The following is a 15,173-nucleotide window of genomic DNA, read 5'->3' as shown; positions in this document are numbered from 1 at the left end:
CTCGGGGCCCCTTCCCTCCCAGGCTCGCGGTGCTATCAAGCACGGCACCATGCCTGAGACAGCGCCCGCCCCCCTGTTCGACGCCGTGCCCGCGGAGATGGACTTCCCGGCCGAGGAGCGCCGCATCCTCGCCTTCTGGAAGGACCGCCGCATCTTCGAGCGCTCGCTCGAGGCACGCGAAGGCGCCAAGAGCTTCGTCTTCTACGAGGGCCCGCCCACCGCCAACGGCCTGCCCCACAACGGCCACGTCCTCACCCGCGTCATCAAGGACCTGTTCCCCCGCTACCAGACGATGCGCGGCCACTACGTCCCCCGCAAGGCCGGCTGGGACACCCACGGCCTGCCCGTGGAAGTGGAGGTGGAGAAGGAGCTGCGCATCCACGGCAAGGCGGAAATCGAGCGCTACGGCGTGGAGCCCTTCACCGAGCGCTGCATCGAGTCCGTCTTTCGCTACACCTCCGAATGGGAGCGGCTCACCGAGCGCATCGGCTTCTGGGTGGACCTGAACCAGGCCTATGTCACCTACCACCGGGGCTTCGTGGAGAGCGTGTGGTGGGCGCTCGCCGAACTGCACAAGAAGGGCCTGCTCTACCAGGGCCACAAAGTGGTGTGGTGGTGGCCCCAGGGCGGCACCGCGCTCAGCTCCGCCGAGGTGGGCCTGGGCTACAAGACGGTGGACGACCCGAGCGTCTACGTCACCTTCCCCCTGCGCGACGCACCGGACACCTCGCTGCTCGTGTGGACGACCACCCCGTGGACGCTGCCGTCCAACATGTACGCGGCCGTCAACCCGGGCGTGGACTACGTCACCGTGGACGCCGGCGACCGCAAGCTCATCATCGCCGCCGCGCTGCGCGAGGAGCTGGCCAAGAAGCTCAAGAAGGACCTGCCCATCCTCGCCACCCAGCCGGGCAGCGCGCTGGTGGGCCAGCGCTACCTGCCGCCCTTCGACACGTACTTCGCCAGCGAAGGTGACACGCGCCTGAAGCTGCGCGACGGCGGAGACGACACCCGCGCCTGGCGCGTGCTGGGCGCGGACTTCGTGACGCTCAACACGGGCACGGGCATCGTCCACATCGCCCCCGCCTTCGGCGAGGACGACTACGACGCGTTCCGCAAGGACCGCGCGCGCTTCCTCCAGCCGGAGGCGATGGAGCTGTTCTGCGCCGTCAAGCCGGACGGCACCTTCTCCGAGGAAGTCCCGCTCGTCGCCGGGCGCTTCGTGAAGGACGCGGACAAGGACATCCAGCGCAACCTCAAGGAGCGCGGGCTCTTGCTCGTCACCGAGCAGTACAAGCACGAGTACCCCTTCTGCTGGCGCGCGGACGACGACCCGCTCATCCAGTACGCCCGCCCCGCCTGGTACATCCGCACCACCGCGGTGAAGGACCGCGCCATCGAGAACAACCGCGCCGTCAACTGGGTGCCCGAACACATCAAGGAAGGCCGCTTCGGCGACTTCCTGGCCAACAACGTGGACTGGGCCCTGTCACGCGAGCGCTACTGGGGCACCGCGCTGCCGCTCTGGATTCACTCGGAGACGGGCGAGGTGGAGGCCGTGCCTTCCCTCCAGGCCCTGCGTGACAAGCCCGGCAGCAACCTGGCGGCCGTCGAAGCGGAGCTCGCGGCGTTCCTCGCCGGCAAGCCGCACGAGGCCAACGCGAAGCACCTCATCGTCCACAAGCCGTGGATCGACAAGGTCACGTACGAGAAGCCGGGCTCCCCGGGCCGCTTCAATCGCGTGCCCGAAGTCGTGGACGTGTGGTTCGACTCCGGCTGCATGCCTTTCGCGCAGTGGGGCTTCCCTCACGCGCCCGGCTCGCACGAGCTGTTCAACCGCGCCTTCCCCGCCGACTTCATCTCCGAGGCCATCGACCAGACGCGTGGCTGGTTCTACTCGCTGCTCATGGTGAGCACGCTCGTCTTCGACGAGGAGACGCAGGCCCGTCTGGGCTTGACGCCCCAGCGCGAATGGCCGCACCCGTACAAGAGCTGCATCGTGCTGGGCCACGTCTCCGACAAGGAGGGCCGCAAGGAGTCCAAGTCCAAGGGCAACTACACGCCGCCCGAAATCATCCTCGACGAAGTGCGCATGGACTTCGCGGTGCTGTCCGCCACGGAGGCGGGCGCGCCGGCGGAGGCGGGCGTGGCGCTCATCGCGCGTGAGGACCTGGAGGGCCTGGACCTGCAGGAGGGCGCCAAGGTGCAGCTGTTCCGCCCGGACAGGCCGGACGTCTCCATCTCCGCGACGGTGAAGGCACACAAGAAGCTCAAGCGCCGCGTGGTGCTGCTGGCGCCCTCGGAGCTGCAGGCGCTCGGCGTGGCGCCGTCCGCGAAGGGCGCGGGCGTCATGCCGGTGGAGGTGCCTCGCCTGGCGCCTTCCGAGCGCGTGACGGTGAAGGACCCCGCCGCCAAGGCTCCCGGCGCGGATGCGTTCCGCTGGTTCTTCTATGCGGCGAGCCCCACCTGGTCCAACACGCGCCACTCCCTGGCAAACGTGCGGCTGTTGCAGAAGGACTTCCAGGTCAAGCTGCGCAACGTCTACTCGTTCTTCACCATCTACGCGAACATCGACGGCTTCAATCCGGCGCAAGGCAACGCGGACGCGACAGAGGCTCCGTGGGAGGCCGTGCGCAAGAGCCACGGCTGGCGCGAGGTGAAGGCCCGGCCGATGCTGGACCGCTGGATTCTGTCGGAAGTCCAGCTGGCGCTGCGCCACGTGGAGAAGTGCCTGGACACCTATCAGGTGTACGACGCGGCCCAGCGCATGGTGGCGCTGGTGGACGCGCTGTCCAACTGGTACCTGCGCCGCAGCCGCGAGCGCTTCTGGAAGCCGGGCTTCGAGCAGGACAAGCGCGACGCGTACTTCACCCTCTACGAAGCGCTCACCACCATCACCGCCCTGGCCGCGCCCTTCGTCCCGTTCTTCTCCGACGAGATGTGGGGCAACCTGGTGCGCAAGGCCTGGCCCCAGACGCAGCCGGAGAGCGTGCACCTGGCCTCCTTCCCTCGCGCCGACGCCAGCCTCATCGACGACGAGCTGGCGGTGGACATGGCCGCCCTGCGCGAGCTGGTGTCCCCGGGGCTCAAGGTCCGCACGGACAACAAGCTCAAGGTGCGTCAGCCCCTGGCCCGCGCGGACATCATCCTCGCGCGCAAGGAGATGACGGACCGGCTGGCCGTCTACAAGGACCTGCTCGCCGAGGAGCTGAACGTCCACGAGGTGCGCTTCGTGGAGCAGGGCAGCCCGGACGCGGACGTGGTGCGCTTCCGCGTGCGTCCCAACCTGCGCGCGGTGGGCGGACGGCTCGGCGCCAAGCTGGCGCCGGTGCGCAAGGCGTTCGACACCGGAGACGGCCGCGCGCTGCACCGGGAGCTGCTCCAGACGGGGCAGGTGGCCATCCAGCTCGCGGGCGAGACGCTGGTGTTCTCCGGCGAGGACCTGGAGACGCTGGTGGAGGCCAACCCCGGCTTCGCGGCCGCGGGCACGGGCGCGGGCGTGGTGGTGCTCCACACCGAGCTGACGGAGGCGCTCGTCGATGAGGGCCTCGTGCGCGAGCTGCTGGCGCGCGTGCAGGGCGCTCGCAAGGACATGGAGCTGGGCTACACGGACCGCATCCGCCTCTGGGTGGACGGTGACGCGCGGGTGAAGCGCGTCACGGAAGAAGGCCGCGAGCTGATTGCCCGGGAGACGCTGGCCGACTCCATCAACGTGGGGCCCGAGGGCCTCACGGGACAGGAAGAAGAGGTCAACCTCAACGGCCTGCCCGCGCGACTGCGCGTGGAGCGCGCCTGAGGTCGCTCATCCCCGCCCGGTCGACCACCGACTGAGCAGGAGGGACGCCAGGGGTTGAAGCAATCCCTGGCGTCGTCTCACCGGACCAGCAGCAGCAGGAACACGCCCAGGAACAGCAGCAGCGCGAGGCCCACATGGCTCAGCTGACTCAGGCCCTCCTCGGCGTTCTCAAAGTCGTCGAGCGAGGCTCGCCGGAACCGCGCGAACCGGCTCGGCGGGCCTTCACCGACGTGTTCCTGCTCGGGCGGCTCGCGGTCCGCGCCCGCCGTCAGCCGCCGCCAGCCCGGAAGCAGCACCCGCGCCACCGGCCAGAGCACGTCGCCGGGCGGAATCTCCGGCACGCGCCAGGAGCGCCACCGACGCGAGCGCCAACCCAGCCCCGTCAGCAGCACGCCGGCGACGACGGGCCACGCCGCCGAGACGAGGCTCTTCGACTCGAGCAGGTGCGGCAGCTCCTTGCGCCCCACGGGTGGCCAGAGGAGCAGCGCCGTGTCGACGACGAGCAGCAGGACCCACGCGAGCAACATCCCTCCCGCCCCGGGTGAGCCCTGCTCGGGGGCCTTGGGGACGGTTCGTTCCAGGAAGCGCGCCATGATGAGCGTGCTGCCCACGGCCGCCAGGGAGAGCAGCGTCGGCAGGGCCTCCGACGCGTGCGCGGCGGCCTCCGCGGACTTCAGCGCGAGCTTCGCCAGGGCCCCGCTCGTCAGCGGCGCGCCCGCGATTTCCAGCGCGGACCAGGTCAGCCCCACCAACACCAGCACACCCCTCCAGCCCTTGCGGCCCGTCGCGGGCAGCAGGCCCGTGCCCAGGAACAACAACCCCTTCGCCAGGGAGTGATGCACCGCATAGACGAGCACCGCGCCGATGAGCACGGGAGCCGCCTCCGGGGCCCCCAGCGCGAGCCCCACCGCCAGCGTGAGGAAGCCCATCTGGCTGATGCTGGAGTAGGCCAGCACCGTCTTCGCCTCGCGCTGCGTGAGGCCCACCGCGACACCGTAGAACGCGGCCGTCAGCCCCGCCGCCACGCACACGGTGCCCAGCGTGGGGAGGCTCGCATGCCCCAGCGGCAGGAAGCGCAGCCAGCCCAGCACGCCGACCTTGATGATGGTGCCGCTGAGCACGGCGCTGCCCGGGGCGGGCGCGACGGGATGGGCCAGGGGCAGCCACATGTGCAGCAGCAGGGCGCCCACCTTGACGCCAAAGCCGCCCAGAATCAGCACGCAGATGACTTCGCGGGAGGACGACTCCGCCACCACGCGCGGCACCTCGGCGAGCGACAGGTTGATCCGCGTGCCCACCGTGAGGAAGAAGGCCGCGAGCAGCAACACCTCTCCCAGCAGGGCCATGATGATGTAGACGCGGCCCGCCCGCGCCGCCGCCTCGGTGCGCTCGTGGACGACGAGTCCGTATGCGCAGAACGTCATCATCGCGAAGAACAGATAGAAGCTCGCCACGTCCTGCGCGAGCACCGCGCCCACGTTCCCCGCGAGCGTCGCCAGGAAGAAGCCCCAGAACGAGGCCCGGTGCGAGTCCTCGCGCAGATACCCTCGCGCGAAGAGGCCGGAGAAGAGCCACAGAATCCCGGTGAAGAGCAGGTACGTCCGCGTCACCTCGTCCGGCGCATACAGCCGCATCCCCAGCAGCACCGGCTTCCAGTGGACGGACACCCCCGTCCCCAGGCCCAGCCCGAGCGCCGGGAGCGCGGCCCACGGCGCCAGCGCCATGCCGACGCCCCGAAGCGCGGGAATCATCACCGCCACCGTGAGCACCAACGGCACGCACAGGGCCGCGATGACGGCGAGCGAGGCGAGGTCATGGCCACTCACGGACGGAACTCCCGCTCGGTGATGAGCCGCGTCCAACCCAGCGGGCTGAGCTCCGCTCCGGCGAAGAGTCCCGCTGCGAGCGACAACACCGCCGTGGCCACCGTGGGCAGCAACAGGAGCAACCCAATCTCCCACCCCCGGGTGCTCGGCTTCCATTCCTCGCGCGGGGCCTGGAACCACGCGGAGTAGACGATGGGTAGGAAGTAGCCCGCGTTGAGCAGGCTGCTCGTCAGCAGCACCACCACCAGCCAGGGCTGATGCGCCTCCAGCGCGCCGATGCCCAGGTACCACTTCGAGATGAACCCGGCGACGGGGGGAATGCCAATCATCCCCAGCGCGGCGATGGTGAAGGCCCCCGTGGTGAGCGGCATCCGCCGCCCTACCCCGCGCAGCTCACTCACCCGGTGCACGTGCAGCTCCTCGGCGAAGTTCCCCGCGCAGAAGAACAGGGTGATTTTCATCACCCCCTGATGCACCAGGTGCACCAGCCCACCAATGGTGGACGCCGTCCCGAAGATGGAGATGCCCAGCACGATGTACGCGACCTGGCTCACCGTGGAGTAGGCCAGCCGCTTCTTCAAGTCCCCCTGCTGGAGCGCCCGCACCGAGCCGTAGAGGATGGTGATGGCGGCGACGATGGCCAGCGGCTGCATCACCCCCAGGTCATGCACCAGGTAGACGCCATACACGTCGTAGATGATGCGGGTGATGCCGAAGGCCCCCGCCTTCACTACCGCGACGGCATGCAGCAGCGCGCTGACCGGAGCGGGCGCCACCATCGCCACCGGCAGCCAACCATGGAGCGGCACCAGCGCCGTCTTCACCCCGAGCCCGGCTATCAGCAGCACGAAGGCCACCACCAGCTCGGTGCGATGTGACGCGACGGCGCCCAGCGCGCCTCGCTCGGTGAACTCCACCGAGCCCGTGAGCGAGTAGAGCAGCACCACGCCCGCCAGCAGCAGCGTGGCCCCGCTCAGCGTGTAGCGCAGGTAGACGTTGCCCGCGCGCAGCGCCTCGGGCGTTCCCCGGTGGATGACCAGCGGGTACGTCGACAGCGTGAGCATCTCGTAGAACAGGAAGAAGGTGAGCAGGTTGCCCGCGAGCGCGATGCCCATCGTCGACGCGACACACAGCGAGAAGAAGCCGAAGAACCGGCTGCGGTGGTCCGTCCCCTCCAGGTAACCCACCGCGTAGATGGTCGTCACGAACCAGAGCACCGCGGACAGGGTGATGAAGAGCAGGCTGAAGGAGTCCGCCCTCAGCACCAGGTCCGCCTTGGGAAAGAAGGGCAGCCGCGTCTCGTACTGGCGCCCCTGGAACACGCCCCAGGCCATGACCGCGGTGAGCAGCAGCTTGGTCACCGCCGCGAGCAGGTTGAGCACCGTGCGCGTGCGCCGCTGCTCTTCGGCGAGCAGGAAGATGATGAGCCCCGGCAACAGCGAGCTGAGCAGCACGGACAGCGGCAGCCAGGTGTTCATCATCTCGACGCACCGACGGCCAGCAGGTCCAACGGGAACCAGGGCACCAGTCCCAGCACCAGCGCGATGAGCGCGAGCGCGAGCGGCGCCAGCTCGTTCCCCAGGGGAATGGAGCGCACGGTGACCCCCGGAGGCAGCGGCAGGAACGAGCCCCGGAGGATGCGAAAGACATACGCCGCCGTCAGCAGACTGCCTCCCAGCAGCACCAGCGCCCACCACCACTGCTGTGTGCCGATGGACTCATTCAACAGGAGCCACTTCGCGATGAACCCTCCACTGGGCGGAATGCCAATCAGGCTGATGCCACCCAACGCCATCGCCAGGAACGTGAAGGGCATCCGGTAGGCCAGGCCCTGGACGCCCCCCATCGAGGTGATGCCCACCGCCTGATGGATGTTGCCCACCGCCACGAACATGGACGCCTTGGCGGCCGCGTGGGAGACGACCAGATAGATGACCCCCGCGCGGGCCCCACTGGTCGCCATGGGGAAGACGAGGAACATGTAGCCAATCTGCGCGACGCTCGAATAGGAGACCACCCGCTTGAGCTGCGTCTGGCTCAGCGCCAGGACCGAGCCCCACAGCACCGCCACCGCTCCGAGCAGGCCCAACATCTGCCCCACCTCCGCGTCCAGGACGGGCGCGAAGACCTCCAGCCACAGCCGCAAGAGGACGTAGAAGGAGCCCTTCGAGATGAGCGCCGACAGGAGCGCGGTGACGGGCGTGGGCGCGCCCGTGTACGTCGGTGGCAACCAGACGTGGAGCGGAAACAGGGGCGTCTTGAGACACAGCCCCACCGTCACCAGCCCCGCGGCCACCCACGTCACCGGCCCCGCCTGCACGCGCTGGGCGAGCATCCCCACATCCAGCGTCGCATAGGCGCCGTACAGGAGCGCGATGCCCAGCAGGTAGCAAAGCGAGCCCGGCATCGCGAAGAGCAGGTAGCGCAGGCCCGCGTCGAGCCCTGGCAAATCCCTGCGCACCACGATGAGAGACACCGCGCCCAGCGTCGTCAGCTCCAGCGTGACGTAGAGGTTGAAGGCATCCGCCGACAACACCAGCGCGTTGAGCGCGCACCAGATGAACAGCCACAGCGGGAGGAACTCCCGGTCCTCTCGGTCCCCCAGGTGGTCCAAGGCGTGGACGCTGATGAGCGGCCCCACCACCGCGATGGTCAGCAGCATCAGGGCGGCGAGCCCGTCCGCGCGCCACTCGATGCCCAGCGGTGCGCCCCACCCTCCCAATTGCTGGCGAAGCACTCCCTGCGTGGAGACCTCCCAGGCCACCAGCGATGACGCGATGAGCGTGGCCACGGAGGCCACGCCCGCGACCAGGCGCACCCCCGCGCGCCCCACCAGCAGCGCCAGCACCGCACCCATCAGCGGAAGCGCGACGGGCCACGCCATCAAGGCCGTGTCCGCCATCATGGACCTTCTCCGCCGGGGCCTGGCGGTCGCTCGGAAGCCCGTGCCTCCTGGGCGCGGAGCCGGGCCATGCGTCGAGCCAGGGCCACGCCCAGCGCCGTCGAGCTCACCGACACGACGATGCCCGTGAGCACCAGCGCGTGGGGCACGGGGTCCGGCACGCCCGACGGCGCGCGCCGTGCCAGGGCGACCAGGACAATCAACACCCCGGAGCCCGCGATGTTCGAGGCGAGGATGCGCTTCACCACGTGCTGATGGGAGAAGAGCCCCACCAGCCCCACGCTGAACATCGCCACGCCCGACAGCGCGTAGACGGCCCACGGGTTCATGGCTCGCCCTCCGCTCCCGCTCTGGGGGGACGCGTGCCTGGGAAGAACATCAGCAGCACCATGGCGATGGTGACCGTCAGCGCCAGCTCCACGACGAAGATGAGCGTGCCCGCGTATAGCCTCGGGAGTTCCAGCAGACTCCTCCCGGTGAACAGCGGCGCCACCGCCACGCCGATGAAGAGCATGGGCCCGGTGAGCAGCGCCCACCTCACCTGCCAGGAGGACATCCGGGGCGGCCCCATCCGCATCGTGAGGAGGGCCACGACGCCGCCTCCCGCGAGGATGGCGCCCGCCTGGAACGCCCCTCCTGGTCCATGGTCCCCCACCCACACCAGGTAGCCCGCCACCAGCAGCAGGGCCGGTATCATCATCCGGAACAACTCTCCGGTGAGCGGGTCATCTCCAGCGTCCGGGGTGGGCCGCTCGCTGCGCGGATTCACCGCCCGCGCCCCCAGCGCGGCCACCAGCAACACCGCGATTTCCAGCAGCGTGTCGTAGCCCCGGAAGTTCAGCAGCACCGCCGTGACGGGGTGCTTCACCCCGCTTTCCTCCCGCCGCGCCTCCACCAGCGGCCCCAGCCCCGGGCTGTCGGCGGGAAGCGCGAGCACGGCCCACCCGAGCATGAGCGTGGACGCGGCGACCGCCAGCAGGGCCCAGGGCCTGCGCCGGCCCCGCGCGCGAATGTCGGGCGGCGTCTCCTCCGTCCAGCTCAACGTGTGCATCAGCAGCGCGCCGGTGAGGCCCGTGCCCACCGCGGCCTCCACCAGCGCGATGTCCGGGGCCTCCAGCCTCGCCCAACCCAACGCGGACAGCAGTCCGAACGCGACGAAGAGCACCACCGCCTGGGACAGCGACTCGGTCCGCAACACCAGCCACGCCAGCAAGGGGAGGCACAGCGCGAGGACCCCATCGAGCAGCACATCCATCATGGCTCCCGCCGTCCTCCCCAGGGCGCCGCGCCCCTGCCACGGAGCGCCGCGCGGGCGATGAGCTGGCAGGTGAAGGCGCTGGAGATGAGGACGAAGAACCAGACGAGGAGCAGCTTGAGCGCCGTCGCCCACGAGCCCGACTGGAGCGCCAGCCCCACCACCACCAGCCCCAGGCCCAGGTTGTCGACCTTGGTGAGCGCATGCAGCCGGCAATACACATCCGGGAAGCGCAGCACGCCCACCGTGCCCGCCAGACAGAAGGCGCCGCCGCCGAAGAGGAACGCCGCGGAGAGGAAGTCCAGGGGGCTCATGGCCTCGGCTCCTTGTCCGAGCCAGGGGCTGCATCGCTCCCCACCGCGAAGCGTACGAAGGCCACGACGGTGACGGGCGCCAGCAGGGCGAAGACCAGGGCGACGTCACGCAAGGCATCCCTGCCCGCATCCGCCGCGAGCAGGATGAGGACGCCCACGCCCGTCGTCCCGAAGAGCTGCGCCACGATGAAGCGGTCGGTGACGGTGGGACCGCGAATGACTCGCACCATCCCCGCGAGGATGTTCAGGAGCAGGAAGAAGGCCAGGCCCGTGCGCAGCTCATGCATGCGCGGGCTCCGGCGGAGGCAGCCCCAGTCCGAAGAGTCGCGACACGCGCCACTCCAGGCTCTTCAACTCGTGCTGGATGCCCTCGCCCCGGTCCACGAGCGAATGCACCACCAGCTCGTCCCCGAGGACGTCCGCGTTCAACGTGCCCGGCATCAGGCTGAGGGTGATTCTGAACACCATCTGGGGCGCGCCTCCGGGCAGGCTCATCCGATATCGGACGAACACGGGAGAGATGGGCATGCTCGGCGCGAGCGCGCGGCGCGCCACATCGAAGCCGCCGTGGACGGAGCCCGCGAGGAAGTAGCCGGCGAAGCGCACCACCTCCGTGAGTCGCCACCCGTAGCTTCGGGGCGGACTCAGCAGGAAGCTCACCACCGACACCGTCGCGACGACGGGCACGCCGAAGATGAAGCTGCTCGGGTCTCCGTCACATAGGGCCCACCACGCCATGCCCACGAAGACGACGCGTGCCACCGCGCTCTTCCAGGCGCCCGCACGGAACCAGGACCCCACCTTCTGGAGCCCCCCCGTGTTCCTCCGTGTCTTGCCTGCATGCCCTGGGTCCACAGGTCAGGACCCTAGTGCCAGCCCCACGGCCCACGTCGGACCGAGTCAGCCTCCGCGTTCGTCACCGGACGCTTACCGGACGCAGGGACTTCGAGACGACTGTCGCGCTGTGAAGCCGCCATCCCCCGACAGGGGGACCGCGCTCCGCCCCGCCCGGGGGTGGGGAGCCCTGGCGTCGACGGCTAGCGTGACTCCATCGCAGTCATCCCCTCGGAGTCACGCCCATGAGCATCATCACGACGAAGGACGGAGCGCGCATCTATTACAAGGACTGGGGCAAGGGTCAGCCCATCGTCTTCAGCCATGGCTGGCCGCTGAGCTCCGACAGCTGGGACGAGCAGCTCTACTTCCTCGGCTCCAATGGCTTTCGCTGCATCGCGCATGACCGCCGTGGCCATGGCCGCTCCACGCAGACGTGGGATGGCAACGACATGGACACCTACGCCGACGACCTCGCGGCGCTGCTCGACACCCTGGACGTGAAGAACGCCATCCTCGTCGGCTTCTCCACTGGAGGCGGCGAGGTGGCCCGCTACATCGGACGGCATGGGACGAAGCGCGTGGCCAAGGCGGTGCTCGTGGGCGCGGTGCCTCCGCTCATGCTGAAGTCGGCCGCCAACCCCGGCGGACTGCCCATCGAGGCCTTCGACGGCATCCGCGCCGGAGTGCTCGCCGACCGCTCGCAGTTCTTCAAGGACCTCACCACGCCCTTCTACGGCGCCAACCGCCCGGGCTCGAAGGTCTCCCAGGGCGCGCGGGACGCGTTCTGGCTCGCGGGCATGCAGTGTGGCCTCAAGCCGGCCTACGACTGCATCAAGGCGTTCTCCGAGACGGACCTCACCGAGGACCTCAAGAAGTTCGACGTCCCCACGCTCATCATCCATGGCGACGACGACCAGATCGTCCCCATCGGCGCGTCGGCGCACCTGTCGTCCACGCTCATCAAGAACTCCACGCTGAAGGTCTACGCCGGCGCGCCGCACGGTCTCTCCGTGACGCACCGGGAGCAGTTCCACTCGGACCTGCTCGCCTTCGCGAAGTCCTGACGTCTTCGCCACGACTCAGGGCGTGCCCTCCCCGGTCACGCCCACGCGAATGACCTGGGTGGTGGAAGCACTCACGCCCCTGCCATCCGTCGCGGTGAGCGTGACGGTGAAGCGGCCCACCTGGGTGTAGCGGTGCTCCAGGTAGGCCGCGTCGGACGTCGTGCCATCGCCCAGGTCCCACCGGAACCGCTGAAGCCAGCCCCCCGGGTCCGTCGTCGTGCTCGTCGTCGCATCGAGGAACACATCCAGCGGCGCGGAGGCACCGGAGAAGGGACCTCCGGTGATGCGTGGCACCGGACGCGGGCCTCCGCCGCTCGATGGCGCGAGCAGCTTGCGAATCGTCGACGCGCCCTGGTCCACGACGAGCACGTCTCCGTTCGGCAGTCCCGCGACGCCCGTGGGCAGACTGAAGGTCGCCTGCTCGGCGGCGCCGTCCCGCGCGCCATGCGCCCCCGTCCCCGCATAGGTGCGCACCTGTCCACCGACGAGCGCGCGGATGCGCTCGTTGCCGGTGTCCGTCAGCAGCAATCGCCCGTCGACATACGCCGCGCCCAGCATGGGCAGGAACAGCGCCGCGCCTCCCGCGCCATCCGCGAAGCCCCCTGTGACGGCTCCGGCCACGGTGGAGGTGGTGAAACTGGCATCCATCGCCACCCGCCGGATGAGCCGGTTGCCCGTGTCCACCACCCACAGCGCGCCCCCGCCGAAGGCCACCGCCGTCGGCCGATGGAAGCGGGCCTGCGCGGCGGGGCCGTTGGTGCTGCCCGAGCCCCGGGCGCCAATCACCGTGGTGACCTTCCCTTCCGGAGAGATGCGCGCGAGCCGATGGTTGAAGGTGTCCGTCACGTACAGGTCCGCGCCCGCGAACGTCACGCTGCCAGGCGTCTGGAAGCGCGCGGCGGTGCCCACGCCATCGCTCTTGCCCTGTCGTCCGTCCTTCGAGCCCGCGAAGGTGCTCACCGTCCAGCGTCCATCCCGAGCGATTCGGACGATGCGGTGATTGCCCGTGTCCGCCACGTAGAGGGTGCCATCCGGGGCGATGGCGATGGACTCCGGCGAGCGCAGCGCCGTCGTCGCGCCCGGCCCCTCTCCCACACCCGACGTCCCCGTGCCTGCGATGGTGGTGACGGTGCGAGCCTCGTCATTGGCGATGCGTCGCACCGCGTGGTTGCCCGTGTCCGCCACGAACACCGTGCCCGTTCCATCCACGGCCACACCCACGGGCCTGCGGAAGCGCGCCTGTGACGCCGGGCCATTCACGAAGCCTTCCTGGAACGCGCTCCCGGCGAACGTGGAGACCCCGGCGGACTGGCCCGTGCGGTCCACGGGCCGGGGGTTCTGCGCGCCGAAGGTGTCCCCGTCGAGCGTGGGCACCAGGCCCGCCTTGCGCATCACGTTGTCGGTGATGCGCTGCACGCGGAGGTCGGCGAAGTGGGGATGGGACAAACCTTGAGACCAGGAGATGCCGCCACTGGAGAAGACGAACGCGCCGGAGGGTGCGGTGTAGAGGCCGGAGGTGTGCCAGTTGGGCTCGCCCTTGTTGCTGATGGCCGGGGACTGCGCCAGCGGGATGAAGCCCGGGGGAGAAGCACCGTTCGTCCACGCGCGGTCGATTTCGTAGCCGACGACGGCGGGGATGGAGTCACCCTGCGCGAGCCCCGTACCCGCGAAGGGCCAGGCTCCGGGCGTGCGCACGACGTAGGGCTGGGGAATGATTCCCCACGCGTCGGACATCACCCCCACGAGCCCGTTCTCCGGTTCACCGAGCAGCGCGTTGCGCCAGCGGACGGTGACGAGCGGCGTGCCCGCGAGCGGGTCCTCCGCGCGGGCCTCGTCCTTGTAGCAAACCTGCTTGCGCCGCGACGCGCCCGCGGTCGAGGACTCCAGGCGGATGAGCCAGCAGCTCGTGTCACTGCCGAGGAACGCCAGGTTCACACCTGACGCGAGCGCCGCGTCCACCGCCGTCCGGGCCGGGCGGGACCAGTACTCGTCATGCCCCACCGAAAGGAACAGCCGCTGCCCCAGCAACAGGGAGGGGTCCCTGTCCACGTCGACATTGGTGACGTAGGACAGCTCGTAGCCTTTCGACTCGGCCCACAACACGAAGTTGTGCGTGGCGTAGAAGTACTCACCCGCGCCATTGCCATCCACATAGGGCCGGTCGAACGAGACGACCTTGGCGTGGCCTCCCGACAGCCCCAGTGAGTCGCTGTAGAGGCTCTCGCCGCCCCAGGCGTTGTAGGCCTGGAAGGTGGTGAACGGAATCTGCAGGATGCCCGTGTTCTTCCTCTCGTCCGCGCGGACGACGAAGATGACGTAGGACTGGGGCCCGTCGTCGCGCCGCAGCTTGAGCAGGTAGACGCCGCTGGGCCAGCTCGCCTGCGTGGGGACGGTGAAGCTGGTGGGCCAGCGGCACTCGACCAGTCCCGTCGTCCGGTCCGCCACGGGCGTGGGCTGGGGGCCGATGGTGATGGGGCCGCCGGACGCCATCTTCCGGGAGCCGGTGCCCCCGTAATAGCCCATGCGGAAGAGCTCCCAGCTCACGGGGCGCGCGCCGTCCGTGCGGACGTGGATGTCAATGGACTCGCCCCGCTGCACGCTGGTCGCTCCGGCGTATCCCTCCAACTGGGCGCCCGTGGCGGTCTGACTCAGCCTCCACTCCGTCGTGCCGGGACGACGTGCCTCTGGGCCTTCCGGAGTGACCGACATCATGCCCACCATCATCAAGACGATTGCCAACCCCATGCGCGCACCCCTCCCGCGCCCGTTGTCATCGCCGACCAAATCCCTCTCAATCCGTCCTGCCCTCGAATGGGCGGCCGCCAACAATGGCGCCTCACTCTGTGCCGGGGCTGACGGGACGAATGTCTGACATGGCCGACCGGGCACGGGCCTCGCGTCGCGCGCTTGCCCTGGCGTCAATGACACCCACGTTTCCCGACCCAATGCGGGCTCAGGGGTTTCCACGAGGTCGGGTGGGTCAACGCGACACTTCGTTGATTGGTCGACCCGTGGGCATGCGGGGCTGGTCGGCGCTGACGTGGTGCCTGGCTTAGAGCCTCTATCAAATGTGAGGATAGAGGCTTCGGAAGAGCATGACGCAGCAGCCGAGGACGAGGAAGCCGAAGTGGACGTCGTCCCTGCGCTCGTCACGGACACGGAGCCGACGAAGTTGATTT

The 15,173-nt window shown here is 69.5% G+C and carries 11 protein-coding genes; 2 read left to right on the top strand and 9 right to left on the bottom strand.

Features of this window, described 5'->3' with window-relative positions; all coding sequences use genetic code 11:
* The first annotated feature begins 49 nt into the window (after nucleotides 1-49).
* Nucleotides 50-3,796 (top strand): isoleucine--tRNA ligase, encoded by a 3,747-nt coding sequence (gene ileS, locus HUA76_RS40995; protein ID WP_174463972.1) that lies wholly within the window; start codon nucleotides 50-52, stop codon nucleotides 3,794-3,796.
* Between the two features lie 77 nt (nucleotides 3,797-3,873).
* On the opposite strand, the gene HUA76_RS40990 is transcribed toward ileS, so the two are convergent.
* The 8 genes from HUA76_RS40990 to HUA76_RS40955 are packed head-to-tail and all read right to left on the bottom strand — an operon-like array spanning nucleotide 3,874 to nucleotide 10,855.
* Nucleotides 3,874-5,622, bottom strand: a complete 1,749-nt coding sequence (locus tag HUA76_RS40990; protein ID WP_174463971.1) for a complex I subunit 5 family protein — start codon at nucleotides 5,620-5,622, stop codon at nucleotides 3,874-3,876.
* The gene (locus tag HUA76_RS40985; RefSeq protein ID WP_217440875.1) at nucleotides 5,619-7,103 is read right to left on the bottom strand and encodes a monovalent cation/H+ antiporter subunit D family protein; all 1,485 of its coding nucleotides are present in this window, start codon (nucleotides 7,101-7,103) and stop codon (nucleotides 5,619-5,621) included. The genes HUA76_RS40990 and HUA76_RS40985 overlap by 4 nt, the downstream gene beginning before the upstream one ends.
* Nucleotides 7,100-8,527 (bottom strand): complex I subunit 5 family protein, encoded by a 1,428-nt coding sequence (locus HUA76_RS40980; protein ID WP_174463970.1) that lies wholly within the window; start codon nucleotides 8,525-8,527, stop codon nucleotides 7,100-7,102. Before HUA76_RS40980 ends, HUA76_RS40985 begins: the two co-directional genes overlap by 4 nt.
* On the bottom strand, nucleotides 8,524-8,853 hold the full coding sequence (locus HUA76_RS40975) for an NADH-quinone oxidoreductase subunit K (protein WP_174457769.1): 330 nt from the start codon (nucleotides 8,851-8,853) through the stop codon (nucleotides 8,524-8,526). Before HUA76_RS40975 ends, HUA76_RS40980 begins: the two co-directional genes overlap by 4 nt.
* Nucleotides 8,850-9,782 (bottom strand): hydrogen gas-evolving membrane-bound hydrogenase subunit E, encoded by a 933-nt coding sequence (mbhE, locus tag HUA76_RS40970; RefSeq protein ID WP_174457770.1) that lies wholly within the window; start codon nucleotides 9,780-9,782, stop codon nucleotides 8,850-8,852. Before mbhE ends, HUA76_RS40975 begins: the two co-directional genes overlap by 4 nt.
* Nucleotides 9,779-10,093: a monovalent cation/H(+) antiporter subunit G gene (gene mnhG / locus HUA76_RS40965; RefSeq protein ID WP_141642528.1), complete on the bottom strand. Its 315-nt coding sequence runs from the start codon at nucleotides 10,091-10,093 to the stop codon at nucleotides 9,779-9,781. Before mnhG ends, mbhE begins: the two co-directional genes overlap by 4 nt.
* Complete coding sequence (locus HUA76_RS40960) at nucleotides 10,090-10,380, bottom strand: monovalent cation/H+ antiporter complex subunit F (RefSeq protein ID WP_141642529.1); 291 nt, start codon at nucleotides 10,378-10,380, stop codon at nucleotides 10,090-10,092. Before HUA76_RS40960 ends, mnhG begins: the two co-directional genes overlap by 4 nt.
* Entirely contained in the window at nucleotides 10,373-10,855 is a 483-nt protein-coding gene (locus tag HUA76_RS40955; protein WP_174457771.1) for a Na+/H+ antiporter subunit E, read from the bottom strand. The genes HUA76_RS40960 and HUA76_RS40955 overlap by 8 nt, the downstream gene beginning before the upstream one ends.
* Before the next feature lie 317 nt (nucleotides 10,856-11,172).
* On the opposite strand from HUA76_RS40955, the gene HUA76_RS40950 reads away from it, so the two are divergent.
* Entirely contained in the window at nucleotides 11,173-11,994 is an 822-nt protein-coding gene (locus HUA76_RS40950) for an alpha/beta fold hydrolase (RefSeq protein ID WP_174463969.1), read from the top strand.
* 15 nt (nucleotides 11,995-12,009) lie between these two features.
* On the opposite strand, the gene HUA76_RS40945 is transcribed toward HUA76_RS40950, so the two are convergent.
* Complete coding sequence (locus tag HUA76_RS40945) at nucleotides 12,010-14,739, bottom strand: N,N-dimethylformamidase beta subunit family domain-containing protein (RefSeq protein ID WP_174463968.1); 2,730 nt, start codon at nucleotides 14,737-14,739, stop codon at nucleotides 12,010-12,012.
* Between the last annotated feature and the right edge of the window lie 434 nt (nucleotides 14,740-15,173).

It is taken from the genome of Myxococcus sp. CA056 (assembly GCF_013336715.1).
GTDB lineage: Bacteria > Myxococcota > Myxococcia > Myxococcales > Myxococcaceae > Myxococcus > Myxococcus llanfairpwllgwyngyllgogerychwyrndrobwllllantysiliogogogochensis.
Note: the sequence above shows the minus strand (reverse complement) of the source record. Positions and strands in the feature narration are given on the sequence as shown.